Here is a 14,524-nt window from a genome sequence, read left to right as displayed (position 1 = left end):
GCATAGAGGATACACAATTTCTGGCTTTTGTCAAACCTTATGTTAAGAAAGATGTGGGTAATGGATAGTTAAAAAAGGGGGGTTGGGGGGATCAAGTCTTATCCGAACCGTATTGCGTCCAGAGAGACTTGTGTGTACACCGTAGCCTTCTAGGAGAGAGGTCAAATTCCAGCCATCGAACTCACGTTAGATTACGGATGATAATTTCGACATTCCGGTGCATCTGGATTTTCCTTACAGTATTCTTCAAAAGAAACTTTGGCTGATACCATACCCTCAGCTTTCTGATGAGCTGCTTCTGCCTGGAGTTCTTCCACCTCATCCCAAGCGGCTGCACAGGATTTAGAATAAGCACCTTGTTCAGTACAAATAGCACGAGCCTGCTCAATTGCTTTTTGAATTCTCTCCTCCAGCAGTAGTGCTTGTGGCGCTTCCACAAAGTCGCTTTTGGTCAAAATGTCGGTAATCGAGATGATGCCCAACAGCTTGCCTTGAATCACAGGTGCCCTGTGGATACCAGTGTTAGCAAATAACCGCGCTACATATTCCACACCCAAATCAGGATTTACTACAATGCAGGGCTTGCTCATAATTTCATAAACCCGCACTTGCTTTGGATCTTTACCGTAGGCTGTTACTTTATAGACAATATCCGTTTCTGTGACAATACCATAAGCATCATTGTCATAGCGACGATCCACGACCAGCGATCGCAATCCTTTTTCCTTCATCACCCCCACAGCTTCAGCAACAGTCGCCGAACCGCGAATGGTAACTACATCTTTGGTCATGATATCTTCAGCTTTCATCATTGCTGTAGTCTCCTGGTTAATAGTCCGGTGCAGCACAGCGCCTTCAGAGGCGTATCGAAGCATTGCAGCGCACAGTTAGTAAAAAAGTTGAACTTTTGTCCAGCCACAACAATAAATTAGACCAGTTGTTAACTCCTGATGTTATCCAGTGTTACCGATATCCAAAAACTAACCATAAATTGCCATAACTTTCTAGAAAATCTTGCCCAAGGACACCAGCCGCTAATAAGTAAATTTTTGACTTGCTAATGACTAATAACTGATGGAGAAGTTAGGATCAAATCACCATTCAAACTTAAGTTGAGACATTTCCTGTTGAGGAAAGCAAAAGCATTAAACAGCAATGTCTTCAGCTTCCGTCAACTTTTCCCGATTTCGAGTAAATTTCAATTACCAATCCCATGCCACATCGACATTATCCTCCCGCCTACTTACGCTATCTCAAAGCCAGATTATTATGGAATCTAGGACGACCTGGTTTTTGGGCAACTGCAATTTTTTTATCTGTAGTAGGGCTAGTAACCTGGCAATACTGGTCAAATCCAGATATTTTCGTTTATAAGCAAAAAAACCAAGTCGCTTCCCAAAAGCCTGCTGATTCCGACCTGTCAGCAGAAAACAGAGCTATTGCAGCAGATATTGATAACTTACCAGTTTTATTTAATGACTTTGATCAAGCAACTCTCTCAGCAACAGCAAATACCCCGAAGGAAAACACTCAGGGAAAAAACAGCAAAGACTTATTAGACGATATAACTAACACACAAAAGTCTGCTAGTGATACCAAATTAAATCCTGGTTTAGGCGTTAATGGCGACATCTCGCCAACCGTGGAAAATCCCTTTGTTGTACAAACACAAAATTTATTGCGTACTGGAACGGTTGATAGTAATAACCAGTTTCTAGGTATTAAGACCTTAAATGCAGCGTCTGAACCAACAGGGGGAGGACAAACATCCTCTAGCCTCGGTATTGGATTTACTAATCAAACCAACAAGAATCAAAATTCTCTCTCTATCAGCCCTCTGCAAGCGGCGCTCAACCAATCGACAAACCAGAAATTGTCTAGCTTCAATGGTACTGCAACTCAGACAAATGCTTTAGGCCGAGTCTCTGACCCAGAAACAACGCTAATGCCACCCATCAACAGCTTATCCAGTCAGAATTCTCTACCAAGTACTGGGTTTGCTGGGACAGGCTACACATCAACGGGTTCAAACTTACCACCAAATCCCTACAGTAATTTAAATAACGGTCAGCTATTGCCTAATAATGGGTTAACTACTGGTACTAGTTATACTTCAACGGGTACGAACTTACCGCAAAATCCCTACAATAATTTAAATAGTGGTCAGGTAGTGCCTAATGTATCACCATTGACACCCCCAGTCACCTCTCTCGCACCAAGTAATATTGCACCTTACTCTAGCCAGAGTCCAAGTCAAGGCGTTGTCACCCCTACAAACCCTGTAGGATATGGGAATTATGGTATGCAGCAGCCGACGCAACTACCACAGTCATATGGGAATTATGGTATGCAGCAGCCGACGCAAATACCACAGTCATATGGGAATTATGGTATGCAGCAGCCGACGCAAATACCACAGTCATATGGGAATTATGGTATGCAGCAGCCGACGCAAATACCACAGTCATATGGGAATTATGGTATGCAGCAGCCGACGCAACTACCACAGTCATATGGGAATTATGGTATGCAGCAGCCGACGCAAATACCACAGTCTAATTACCAATATCTTCGCCAGCTTCAACAGAAGTATACAGGTAATGGGCAAAGGTGATTTTAAGCACGTTGCCTGGATAAAGTCTAGCTAAGGTGATTGTGGGCTATTTGGAATAATCGGAACTTCTGGTGTTTCGGGTTGTTGCTGTTGTCGTTGCAAATATTTACTCAATAGATAAGCCATATCTCCACGGGTCACGGGTTTTAATGGGAAAATATTACCTTGAGCATCTGTGTTAAGGAATCCCTCAGTCGCTACTGTAGCGATCGCTTTTCTAGCCCAAGCTGGGATAGACTTTTCATCTGGATGTGAAGCAAGAATCTCATTAACAGCGTCATCGGAAAACTGAAATACACCATAAGCCTGGGCAAAAATAGCCAGAGCTTCTGCCCTTGTCACCTTTTGATTAGGGAAAAATTCATTGCCCCGATAGCCTTTCATGATGTCAGTTTTTAAGACTATCTGTATATCATTAAATGCCCAATAAGAACGAGGAACATCTGGAATAGTTAAATTTTCTTTGTTAACACCTTGTCTTTTATCTAGCCGAAATGTCTTTACCATAATCGACGCTAATTCAGCCCTACTCAGTAACCTTTCTGGATAAAACTTGCCATCAGAAAAGTTTGTCATCCATTTGACAGCAGTTACCTGTTGAATGGAATCAGATGGGATTCCAGAAGTAGATTCTGGTACTTGAGCAATTGCTGGCAAGTTTTGTAGTAGTGCCACTAAAGATACAGTAATTGAAAGCTGACGCATGATTATAACCACTTTTAGCTACTAAATGAATTTAAAAAACTACGTTACTGAAATTAACGCAAAATTTAGTGTTCCTAATTTTTTACCTTTCATCTTTTAGCGTTATCTGCCCATTACTATGGACTATAGTCAGTTTTTCAGGAGTTTTGGGAATGACAGCAGCAGCAGATCCCGTAAAGTTGATGAAGCAAGAAGTTGGCAAAGCCGCCGCAGCCCTAGTCAAGTCGGGTTCCATTGTGGGGTTGGGTACGGGGTCAACTACAGCATATACGATTCAGTTTTTGGGCGATCGCCTCAAGTCTGGTGAACTCAAAGATATCATTGGGATACCCACCTCGTTTCAGTCAGAAGTGCTGGCGAAGCAGTACGGTGTCCCTCTCGCCACCTTAGACGCTATCGACCACATCGATATTGCCATTGATGGGGCTGATGAAGTCGATCCGCAGAAGAATTTGATTAAAGGCGGTGGTGCAGCACATACCCGCGAAAAAGTCGTAGATTACCTGGCAGAACAATTCATCGTCGTGGTAGATAGTGGCAAGTTAGTAGACCGATTAGGTTCTACTTTCGCTGTGCCTGTAGAAGTGATTCCAATGGCAATTACTCCTGTTACCAATGCCATCAAAAAACTCGGTGGCAAACCAGAACTCCGCATGGGTGTAAGAAAAGCTGGGCCAGTGATCACTGACCAAGGGAACTTTGTCTTAGATGTCAAATTTGACTCGATTGAAGATCCAGCCGGCCTCGAAAAGACATTGAATAACATTCCCGGCGTTCTGGAAAATGGTATCTTCGTTAACTGTGTCGATTTAGTTTTAGTTGGTGAAGTCAAAGATGGTCAGCCATTAGTACGGCAAATTTGACAAAACAGAATTCAAGAGGAGCCAGTGCGGTCTTGGGGTTTCCCCCGCCGCACTTTGCGCTGAATACCCCACTAATTGATTCAGAATTCTGAATTCTGTATTCTTCTTCAAATACAAAAGTGGACTACTTGGGCTGAATTGGTGTTAAGGCTACACCTTGATAATAATGTCCCAAAATTTGCAGGTGGTTTACTCCTTGCCGAGCCAGATTATACGCCCCCCACTGACTCATGCCTAAACCATGACCGAAGCCAAGACCTTGGAGTACAAAACTACCATCGGCTCCCTTGGCGACAGTAAAGCGGGTACTTTTTAACTTCAGGGCTGTCCGCACTTCCTCGCCCTGTAGTACCTTCGTACCCTTGTTGCCGACAATTTTCAAGACTTTAACACTGCGAAAAGGCGAGTATGTCTCTGGAATCATATCCTTGACATTGCCCACCTCAGGAAATTTAGCGCTAATTTCAGTAGGTGAGAAGGTTTTCACCCAACTACACTCGCGGATATTTTGATCGTAGTCTTGAACAGCACGTAGATAAGGCTCGTTGCTTCCCCAAACGTCTTGCACATTTTCGGTGTGTCCTCCAGAACAAGCGTGGAAAACTGAGAGAATAATCCGGTTTTTGTAAGTTAGTACCTGCCCTAGTGTGGAATCGACTGCGGCGTAAGTAGCAGGAGATTCACTAATGACGCCTTTGTAAATTTGCCAACGATCGGGGGTATTGCCTAAATCGTAAACGGGATTATTCCGTTGTTTTTCACGTTCGTAGAGGGCGTAGGTGCGGGCTGCGATCGCTTGGGCTTTCAGCGCTTCTTGAGGCCAGCTAGCATCCATTTCGCCACCAAGAACGCTGTAGAGATACTCTTGGTCATCAACCCAGTTAACAGCAGTTAAGCCTTTGTCTGTAGGGACAACCAGAGTTCTACCTCGATACCAGCGATCGCCAATATAAACGAATCCTTTACCAGTTGGCTCAATCCAAAATAAACCAGACTGCCACTTATCTAAAGCAACTCCGCCAGGAACGGCTTGGGCATAATATGCACTCATCGCTGGTAACTGTCCAAGAGTCCGTCCAGTACTATCCTTAACGATCCCAGTGGTGGAACTGCCCACTTTTACCTGATTAACACCCCTCTCAATTGCCACGCGCAGGATTACAGACGCTTGGGCTGGTGCAACCAAAGCTATCCACAAAAGGATACTTACCCACCAATGACCTACTTTAATCTGGGAAAATAAAGAGCCTAAATAAAGTTGGAATTTCATGCTGATCATCTAATCACACTAGTATCTAATTGACGCTCTGAACTATGGCGTCTATTACTTTAAGATGAGACACTTCTCCAACGCAGGAGGTTGCCACCTCCTACTTATTATGCATTTTGCTTTAGCTATAAGGTAGAAATCAGCTGAAGAGGCAGAAGAGAAGAATTCCTCTCCTCTGCCTCTTTCCAATGTCCAATGCCCAATGCCCAATGCCCAATCCCCCCTACTTCTTCGCTCTACGATGCCAATACCTTTTGAGAACTACTCACTTCATTAGCGATAATTCCAATTAAATTCAACTTACTCAAAATTTCTGTTGCTTGAGTCACTTCAGTTCGCGTCACTTTTCCCATGCGCTCTACCATCACAATCCCATTGCAAAAAGATGCCACAATCCTGGCATCAACCGTGCCTAAAATAGGTGAAGCATCTATCAATACTAAGTCATAACTTTGCTCAAATAACTCTATTAGTTCTTTCATCCGTTGAGAACTGAGCAACTTTACCGTGTCTTCTGGTTCCGGCCCAGCAGTCAAAATATCAATAGAGGGGTGAATGGGCTGGATGTAATCTTGAAAATGAGTAGTTGTCTCATCAACTAATAACAGAGATAGTCCCCAGTCATTGGATAGTTCCAGTATTTTGTGCAGGCTAGGATTCTGCAAATTAGCATCAATAACTAATACCCGTCGATGCATCCGGGTAGCGCTAGCCACAAGCCCTAATACTAAGGTTGTCTTTCCTTCCCCTGGTAGTGCTGAAGTCAACATCAGCGACTTCAAGGGTAAGGGATATTTTAATATTTGAATATTTTGATAGATCATGTCCAGGGTTTCATGGACGGGCAATTTAGTATTAGCTTCTATTACAGAAGAATTTGAGCTTCGCCGCCCATGCCAAGGCAGTCCCAGCCGCCGCTTTTTCACATCATGCAACAGTAGTTTTGGCACTGACCCTAGTACACGTAAGTTCGTCAGTTTCTTTAAATCTGCCGCACAATAAATAGCGTCATTAAACTTTTCCAAAATCAGGGCTGCTAAGATACCTAAAATCGGCCCAATTACCGCTCCCCCAACCAAAAGTAATAATCTGTTGCTCCCCATATAAGTACCCAGAGCCGGTTCTGCCAAAACTTGCCAGTTATATCCTTCCTGAGCAATTTTCAGTCCCAATGACTGTTGCACTTGAAGTAGTTGCTCAAGGGTTTTGCGACTACTTTCTACCTTTGGCAGCAGACGGTTATACTCTGCTATTAAACTTGGGTATTTGTTTACTTCAGAGCGTAGTCGCTGTTCTGACTCGGCTAGATTCTTTTCATTGGCAGTTAGTCCTAAGACAGTTGTCTGCACCAGAATAAACTCGTCTAATAGCGTTGGCTCAACCCCTACCGTTTGCCCTTTGAAGAGCGGTTCTCCCTGATTGCTATTAGTAATAGCTTTCACCTCTTCTCGTAATAGCGACAATTGACTTTGGCGCTGCTGCTTTAGCTTTTGTACCGATGGGTAATCGTCTGTATAACGCACCCGTTCCTTAGCCAACGCTAGTTCAGTTTTTTGAATTTCACTCAATAGTGCTTGGTAGCGGCTTGACTGATTTAAACGAGAAGAAATTCGTTCATTCTGCTGGGATGAAGACGCTATTTGTTGCTCTAGGTTATCGTAGCGAGCGTTTACATCTTGAAGGTTGGCACGAGTACTTTGTAGCTGTTGTTGAATATCGGCTAGAGATTCTAGCAGGATTTTACTTTGGACTTCGGGATCGAGTATTTTATGTTTATTACGAAACTGTTCTAAATTTTTCTCAGCTTTACTTACCTCTTTTTTTATCTCAGGTAGGCGAGCGTTTACAAAAGCTAGTCCCTGATTCAGACGTTCTTGTTGTTGCTCTTTGTTGTAGTTTTGATAGACTTTCTCTAGAGCTTGAAGTACTCTTTGTGCTTTAACTGGATCGTCATCATTGAAAGAAACTTTAAATACTTGACTAAAAACTTGATTAGCTCCTATGCCTCCCTCTTCTGGAGTCACTTCTAGAGATGATTTTTTCTTCTGCTGTGTTTGACTATTGATATCTTCTAAGGTAATATTAGAATAATCAGAATGAAGTATATTTACGGCTTTCTGGAGTAGCTTAGAACTCAGCATGAGTTTGATCTGAGTATCTGCCCCTACTGGGATATTATTTGACTGTGCCCCTTGAGATAAATTGGAACTCACCAATATCTGCATATTGCTCTGGTAAGTAGGTTTGGCAATGACAGCCAACAGGCTAGCAGCTGACATAACTACACAGGAAACCCCCAAGATTAGAAAGCGTCGGCGAAGCAAAATACTAGATAGTTGTCTGATGTCAACTGCATTTTGTGCTGAAGTCGTAACCTGTTGCTCTTGATTCAGACTAATCTTAGCCACTATCAAACTCCTCTAATATCGAAACACTATATTTATTTGGAAGATTTATGAGAAATGTGAAATGATTTTTTTTACACCTAATAGCCGCAAAAACATACTTAATTATTCTTCCAACGATGACAAGCTCACTTGGCACAATATTATGCCAAGTGGTGCTTTCATGTTCATCAATTCATGCATATAAATTCTTAATCAGTGTTGAAAGAATAAATTTTCAATAAATATTTTATTTCAGAAAGAAAAATCTTGACGAAAAATTAATTATTTTCCTAAGTATTTCAGTAAAAAATTCTCTGATTCACAACATTACTAGATATTAAAGTTCTTTTTATAACTTGTAATCTAAAAAACATCTTGAGAAAAATATTTAACCCATAATCTTTATAGGTTATTGATACACTTAGTTAACCGTAAATTCTTGGTTAACTAGTTGACTTACTCGTAAAATTAAACTGCTGTCTATTTGCTGGACGTTATGAATTGGGCTACTAAACTCCAAGACAGAGCCTGGTTAATTTGGGAGCATCTCACTTTCGTAGAAAGCCTAAACCTCACCCTAGCCCTCTCCTTAGTAAGGCTATCCATTAGTCACATCTTTCTTTACAATCTTATAACCCTTGTTTTACGAGTGTGATGCGTAAAGCCCCCGGTTTCCAACCGGGGGATATAAGCGAACGGCTCATAGTACTATAAGGTGATGAAAACCATAAGATTCTGGTAATGCAAGTACGCTGGAACTACAAACTACAACCAAATAAGGGACAATTAGCTCTTATGTCCGAGTGGCTTGTAACCTTGCGGAAACATCGGAATTATTGTTTAGCGGAACGTCGGCGCTCCTTTGAGTCGAATAATCAGCACTCAGATCAGCCCGTAATGTACAGTTATGGTGCATTCTGCGATATTCAAAGTCATGTTGAGTACGGGGCTTTCTGCCCTCTCACTTGCCCAGTAGTCAAGCATGGCGTGATGTCCTCTCAAACATTAACCAAACAGGACGGAAAGTGGTTGAGTGTTAGTGGTGTTCAGTCTGCCAGGACAACAGAACTTAGAAACGAAAACTCTTTTTATTCGAGAATCTATTCAGGAGTTTTGCAAGGGAACCTAGCTAAGTTAGATGCTGCTTATTTGGGATTCTTCCAGCACAAGCGAGGTTTTCCAGCGTTTCGCAGAGCTTCAAACTTTAATAGTTTTCAGTACAAACCGGGAGCCGCAAAATTAACAGTTAACCGCACGTCTAAGAAAAAGCGTTGTTATTCTCATGTCTATCTCCCCGGTTTAGGGGATATGCGATATTTGGATAGTCGTACTATCCCTCCTGATGCTGATATCAGAACTATTACGGTGATGAAAGAGGCAGACGGTTGGTACATGAGCGTGTTGCTAAATCTACCGGAATCGCTACCAGAAGTTACGCTGATTGAAACAGTTACTTCTGCTGTTGGAATCGACATGGGAATTAACAAACTCATTGCACTATCTGACGGCTCTTTTATTGAGAATCCCAGATTTGCGACAAACAAGAAAACTCGCCGTCAGCTACGAATTAGGCAACGGCGAGTTAATCGGAAAGTCAAGGGTTCCAAGAATCGCAGAAAAGCTGGAATCGAGGTTGCTAAACTTCATAAAAAAATTGCGGATAAACGTAATGACTATCAGTGGAAAGCAGCTAACAAAGTTGTAAATACGGCGGAAGCAGTTATTCGAGAAGATTTGAATATTGCAGCCATGAAGTCGCGTTGCAAACCACGCAAGATTTTGGGTCGGTTCATGCCCAATGGTCAATCAGCAAAGCGCGGATTAAACCGATCTATATCTGATGCAAGTTGGGGCGACACATTTTCTAAGATTGATTGGCTAGCGGCAAAATCAGGTAAGCCAGTCCTTGCAATTAATCCAAGGCACACATCACAAGAATGTTCAGCGTGTGGTCATACCAGTAAATTAAATCGAGATGGGGAGAAGTTCTTATGTGAAGACTGTGGTCATATCGACCATGCTGATACTCAAGCTTCTCGTACAATTTTGCGTAGAGCTAATTTAAAATTCGTCAGTACAAGACGTAAAAACCTATCGGGGGACTCTCGAAAAGTAACGCTTGTCAGAGATGATTCCGCCATTCTAGGCATTCGGGATCAGGGCAAGAACCGTACATCTAAGGTAATACCTGAAAAGCGGATATTATTCGAGCAGTTGTGTTTGCAATTGTTTGATTAAGAATCCCCGTGTCTAAAGACCGGGGAGTGTCAATCCTTACTTCTTACTTTAAGCCGCGCTAGAAGCACGGGGTTTTAAACCCATTTTTCTGATAACAAGGAGGTGATTAAAGTGTTGAAAGCAATTAAAGTAAGACTATATCCAACAACTGAGCAGCAAACAGCATTATCAAAATCTTTTGGATGCGCTAGATGGTATTGGAACTATGCTTTAAATGCTTGCATTCAACACTATGACCAAACAGGCAAGTCAAAAAGCTTGAGTATATACAAGGGCTTATTACCTCAACTAAAAGTAGAGTATTCTTGGTTAAAGCAAGACTGCTATTCATCCGTTTTGCAGTGCGTAGCTATTAATCTAGATAAAGCTTACAAAAACTTTTTTGATGGACGGGCTAAGTTTCCAAAGTTTAAATCAAAATTTGATAAGCAGTCTATTCAGTATCCGCAAAGTGTCACTGTTGTAGGTGATAAGTTAAAGATTCCTAAGATTGGTGAAGTGAAGGCAGTATTTCACAGACCAATCAAAGGAACAATTAAAACTGTCACTATTAGCAAAACCCCTACTGACAAGTACTTTGCCTCAGTTCTGATTCAAGTAGAATCTACTGATAATAAATTGGATGGAGATAAAATACTCGGCATTGACTTGGGATTAAAAGACTTTGCAATTGTCCATGATGGAGAGGAAGTTACCAAGTATTCCAACCCTAAATGCCTTTTACGTCACGAGAGAAATATAACCCGCAAGCAGAAAAAATTTGCTCGAAAAGTAAAAGGCAGTAAATCCAGACAGAAACAGAAGAAAATAGTAGCAAAAGTTCATGAGCGAGTATCAAATTCCCGCCAAGATTTTCTGCATAAACTCAGCAGAAACTTGGTTAATGAAAGTCAAATTATTGTCGTTGAAAACCTCAACGTCAAGGGAATGATACGGAACCGCAAGCTATCAAAAAGTATATCCGACGTAGGTTGGGGAATGTTTGTTAATTTCCTAAGTTACAAGTTGAAAGACAATGATTGCCAACTTGTAGAAATAGGTAGATTTTTCCCCAGTTCTAAAACTTGTTCGTGTTGTGGACATATCATGGATACATTGCCACTTGATATCAGAGAATGGGATTGTCCGAGTTGTGGTAGTCATCACGATCGTGATGGAAGCGCCAGCCAGAACATAAGAACAGAAGGACTTCGGATATTATCTATGGACGGAGGGAACCCCGTTCTTGCCGAGTCGAGGCGAAGTAAGGCCAACAAGCCGCAAGGTGGAAAGGCATTTGTCGATGAAACCGGAAGCCTGCACCGACCCGCTAGGGCGGTGTAGGTAGTTCACATTAGAAGGGTTCAATCTAAAATCCAAAATCCAAAATCCAAAATTCAAACGCCAACCTTGGTTAACTCAACTTCCCGTCGCCTGGGTACTTCATGAATCATGAAATCGTAAGCCATATCAGTACGGGGAAAAATAGCACGGGCTTCCTTGAGCAGATCCTTCAACTCCAAGGTATTTCCGGGAGCATAGCGGGGACTAAAATGACTCATAATCAGTCGATGTGCCCCAGCCGCTAAAGCTGTTTGCGCTGCCATTGTAGTTGTGGAATGCAATCGCTGAAAAGCCATATCTGCATCTTGATGGGCGTAGGTTGCTTCGTGAATTAATACATCTGCATCATGAGCTAATTCCACTGCACCATCACAATAAATTGTGTCTGTACAATAGGCAATCTTTCGGCCAATTTCTGTAGGGCCACATAATTGGGTGCCATCAATCACCCGTCCGTCGGCAAGGGTAACAGTTTCACCGCGCTTGAGTTGACCGTAAATCTGACCGGGAGGAATTTGCAACGCCTTGGCTTTTTCGACATCAAAGCGTCCTGAACGGTTTTTTTCAGCTACGCGGTAGCCGAAAGCTGTAATGCGGTGATGCAAATTACCGCAGCTAACGGTGAAGTCATCGTCTTCATAAATTACCCCTGGACGGACGGCGTGAACTTTAATCGGGTAAGAAAAGTGTGTGTAAGAGTAACGTGAGGCGGTTTGAATATAATCATTTAATCCAGGTGGACCGTATATATCAATTCGTTGTACATTGCCAGCCAAGCCGCAAGTAGCAAGAAGTCCCATCAAGCCAAAGATGTGGTCGCCGTGCATATGAGTGATAAAAATTCGGGAGAGTTGACTGATTTTCAGTTCACTCCGTATAATTTGATGTTGAGTACCTTCGCCACAGTCGAATAGCCACAGTTCTGCCCTTTGGGGTAATCTCAGGGCGACACTGGAAACATTGCGCGATCGCGTCGGTACACCGGAACTCGTCCCTAAGAATGTTATCTGCACGGTGTTCTTTAGTCTTCCTATTGCTCAATTTGCAGCGATATTTTCTATAGTGACACGGTTCATGAGTAAAATACTTTTGAGAAGAAGTGGCCTTTTAGATTTTCCACCTCTGTTAGGAAAGGATTTGAATCAACTGGTACTGTTTTACTGTACCAATAATCCGGTGAGGTCTAGATAATTTCGGTGACTGGTCAGTATAGATCAAAACATAGCTCAAAGCTGGCAATTGGGAAATAGAGACTACTGGTTGGGGGCGAGTAGAAAGATAGAAATTAAGCAGTACTTTGGTTTTAGCGTCTAGCTGCACAAAATAGATCGGATGAGTTTGGATAATTGAGGCGATCGCACTTTGTTGTAAAAAAGTTCTCAAAACAGGATTATAATCACTTAACAGACCGATGCTACCCATCGTCGCCAAAGCCAACCAACAGGGAATTAACCAACCTGCAATCCAGTAACGGGCTGTGAGAAACTTTTTGCCAAAGTGGTAACGACTAATCCACACTACAGGCAAAATTAACCAACCCAAGCCCATAGCCAAGCCAATAGTTGCATACTTGCGAATATCAGAACCACCCCAACTAATAACGCCAATACTCGCTATTACCAGTAAAACACCCAACCCACCAAAGCCATAACTGAGATTTCGGGGAAGATTCTTCCTCGCAAAAAGGTTTAATATATTTTTTTTACGGTTTTCAAGAGGTAATTGTAGGGGAATCCATGTCTGGTAAATATTGCCTAACCAGTTTAAACCCACAGATGCAAACCAAGCTATGAAAGGATAAAGGCAAAGACTATAGTGAGGGAAACGAGTGGTAAAAAGACTAAGTTCACAAAATAGGACAAGCGGAAAGCCAACTAATATTAACTGGTAACGAACAATAGGACGACGGAGAGTTAAAACTAAACCTAAAATCCCGAAAAAAGCCCAAGGAAATGCTCTTAAAGGGATATTCCATATATAGAACAGCAACCCACTATTATAACGATCCTCAGAACCTAGCTGCACAACAAAATTGAACAACTCCTCAAAACTCTGATTTCCGTAGTGTAGCCAACTTAACCACAGCCAAATACAGGTAGGTATTAAACCTACGAAAAAGCCTAAATATAAAATTGGGTTAGTAAGATGACGATGACGGCGATGTTCCCAAATTAAGTAAGGAAATAAAGCTATGATTGGCAAAAAAATCATAAAGCTTCTGACTAAGAAGCCTAAACCTAAACTTAAACCAGCTAGAAAACTCCAAAAATAGCGATATTTAGGATGTAATTCCGTTTTTATTAAAGACCAAATAGCTAAAAGTACCAAGAGAACCATCGGTACATCAGGTGTACTTAAGCGAGAGTATTGCAGCCAGAGAAATTCCACACTTAAAATTGCAGCAGCAAGCCTTGCTAATTTTTTACCTAGCATAACTTTGCCGATTTCATACACAAGCCATAAGCTAAAAATGCCAGCAATCATGCTAGGAAGACGCGCACTAGTATCACTGATACCAAACAGCTTGTAGAAACTGGCAATTAACCAATAAGGGCCAGGGGTTTTATGATGTGCATGTTCCCAAGGAGATATCCAATTACCAGAATCAAACATCAGACGCGCACGCGATGCGTAAAGCCCTTCATCATGTGCCATCAGACTATTGTGCCCAGAATTAAATAATAATAAGGGTAGTATCCAAACTAACAAACTAAAATAAGTAAATCGCAAAGTTTTTCTTAAGGGCGATCGTGAACCAAAATCTCAGTATAATCAAGTAGCACAAGCTAATAATTATATAATATCAACTTGTGACTCATAAGAAAAGCGTTGCACAAGTTCTAGCTGAAATTTTGCATGGGCAAGCGACACCCATCCTTTTAACCCAGATAGTTAGGCTTTGATTAGCTTTTGTTCTGCTGGGTAAGAAACAGATTTTTGCTAGAATTATTGACTCTATAAATGACCGCTTAGTACTTGAAGATTATCCAATCAGAAAAATTGAAGAAAGCTTTTGATTTTCCTAATTAACACGATTTATTCAGACATAGACAGGCACAATGCTAATTCTACAATTACAAAAACTGTTAACAACACCTATCACTCAAAAAAGTAGACAAGATCA

General features: G+C 41.8%; 10 protein-coding genes. 4 read left to right on the top strand and 6 right to left on the bottom strand.

The features are described 5' to 3' along the window. Window positions 1-191: 191 nt before the first annotated feature. Window positions 192-812: a CP12 domain-containing protein gene (locus V7L05_RS31430; RefSeq protein WP_334948175.1), complete on the bottom strand. Its 621-nt coding sequence runs from the start codon at window positions 810-812 to the stop codon at window positions 192-194. 401 nt (window positions 813-1,213) lie between these two features. Here V7L05_RS31430 and V7L05_RS31425 point away from each other — a divergent pair, with 401 nt between their 5' ends. Next, window positions 1,214-2,614, top strand: a complete 1,401-nt coding sequence (locus tag V7L05_RS31425) for a hypothetical protein (RefSeq protein ID WP_335170108.1) — start codon at window positions 1,214-1,216, stop codon at window positions 2,612-2,614. A gap of 30 nt (window positions 2,615-2,644) precedes the next feature. Here the strand turns inward: V7L05_RS31425 and V7L05_RS31420 are convergent, their stop codons facing one another. Continuing rightward, window positions 2,645-3,319, bottom strand: a complete 675-nt coding sequence (locus tag V7L05_RS31420) for an S-layer homology domain-containing protein (protein WP_335170107.1) — start codon at window positions 3,317-3,319, stop codon at window positions 2,645-2,647. 152 nt (window positions 3,320-3,471) lie between these two features. Here V7L05_RS31420 and rpiA point away from each other — a divergent pair, with 152 nt between their 5' ends. After that, a complete protein-coding gene (rpiA, locus tag V7L05_RS31415) occupies window positions 3,472-4,182 on the top strand; it encodes a ribose-5-phosphate isomerase RpiA (protein WP_334950304.1) in 711 nt (236 codons plus the stop codon). Between the two features lie 124 nt (window positions 4,183-4,306). Here rpiA and V7L05_RS31410 read toward each other — a convergent pair whose 3' ends face one another. Continuing rightward, window positions 4,307-5,461 carry a SpoIID/LytB domain-containing protein gene (locus tag V7L05_RS31410; RefSeq protein ID WP_335170104.1) on the bottom strand — a complete coding sequence of 385 codons (1,155 nt, stop codon included), beginning with the start codon at window positions 5,459-5,461 and terminating at the stop codon, window positions 4,307-4,309. 227 nt (window positions 5,462-5,688) lie between these two features. Continuing rightward, window positions 5,689-7,860 (bottom strand): GumC family protein, encoded by a 2,172-nt coding sequence (locus V7L05_RS31405; protein ID WP_335170103.1) that lies wholly within the window; start codon window positions 7,858-7,860, stop codon window positions 5,689-5,691. Between the two features lie 720 nt (window positions 7,861-8,580). Here V7L05_RS31405 and V7L05_RS31400 point away from each other — a divergent pair. Further along, window positions 8,581-10,077 carry an RNA-guided endonuclease InsQ/TnpB family protein gene (locus tag V7L05_RS31400; protein ID WP_335170101.1) on the top strand — a complete coding sequence of 499 codons (1,497 nt, stop codon included), beginning with the start codon at window positions 8,581-8,583 and terminating at the stop codon, window positions 10,075-10,077. A gap of 111 nt (window positions 10,078-10,188) precedes the next feature. After that, on the top strand, window positions 10,189-11,400 hold the full coding sequence (locus V7L05_RS31395) for an RNA-guided endonuclease InsQ/TnpB family protein (RefSeq protein ID WP_335170100.1): 1,212 nt from the start codon (window positions 10,189-10,191) through the stop codon (window positions 11,398-11,400). Window positions 11,401-11,453: 53 nt separating this feature from the next. Here V7L05_RS31395 and V7L05_RS31390 read toward each other — a convergent pair whose 3' ends face one another. Further along, complete coding sequence (locus tag V7L05_RS31390; RefSeq protein ID WP_335170098.1) at window positions 11,454-12,413, bottom strand: ribonuclease Z; 960 nt, start codon at window positions 12,411-12,413, stop codon at window positions 11,454-11,456. A gap of 112 nt (window positions 12,414-12,525) precedes the next feature. Beyond that, complete coding sequence (locus V7L05_RS31385; protein WP_335170096.1) at window positions 12,526-14,055, bottom strand: ArnT family glycosyltransferase; 1,530 nt, start codon at window positions 14,053-14,055, stop codon at window positions 12,526-12,528. Window positions 14,056-14,524: the final 469 nt, after the last annotated feature.

It is taken from the genome of Nostoc sp. (assembly GCF_036917755.1).
In the GTDB taxonomy this organism is placed as follows: domain Bacteria; phylum Cyanobacteriota; class Cyanobacteriia; order Cyanobacteriales; family Nostocaceae; genus Nostoc.
Note: the sequence above shows the minus strand (reverse complement) of the source record. Positions and strands in the feature narration are given on the sequence as shown.

Bases quoted from the DNA above. Each gene is read 5' to 3' on its own strand.
- V7L05_RS31420 (WP_335170107.1), bottom strand. From the start codon at position 3,319: ATGCGTCAGCTTTCAATTACTGTATCTTTAGTGGCACTACTACAAAAC.
- V7L05_RS31425 (WP_335170108.1), top strand. From the start codon at position 1,214: ATGCCACATCGACATTATCCTCCCGCCTACTTACGCTATCTCAAAGCC.
- rpiA (WP_334950304.1), top strand. From the start codon at position 3,472: ATGACAGCAGCAGCAGATCCCGTAAAGTTGATGAAGCAAGAAGTTGGC.
- V7L05_RS31430 (WP_334948175.1), bottom strand. From the start codon at position 812: ATGATGAAAGCTGAAGATATCATGACCAAAGATGTAGTTACCATTCGC.
- V7L05_RS31410 (WP_335170104.1), bottom strand. From the start codon at position 5,461: ATGATCAGCATGAAATTCCAACTTTATTTAGGCTCTTTATTTTCCCAG.
- V7L05_RS31385 (WP_335170096.1), bottom strand. From the start codon at position 14,055: ATGGCACATGATGAAGGGCTTTACGCATCGCGTGCGCGTCTGATGTTT.
- V7L05_RS31400 (WP_335170101.1), top strand. From the start codon at position 8,581: ATGCAAGTACGCTGGAACTACAAACTACAACCAAATAAGGGACAATTA.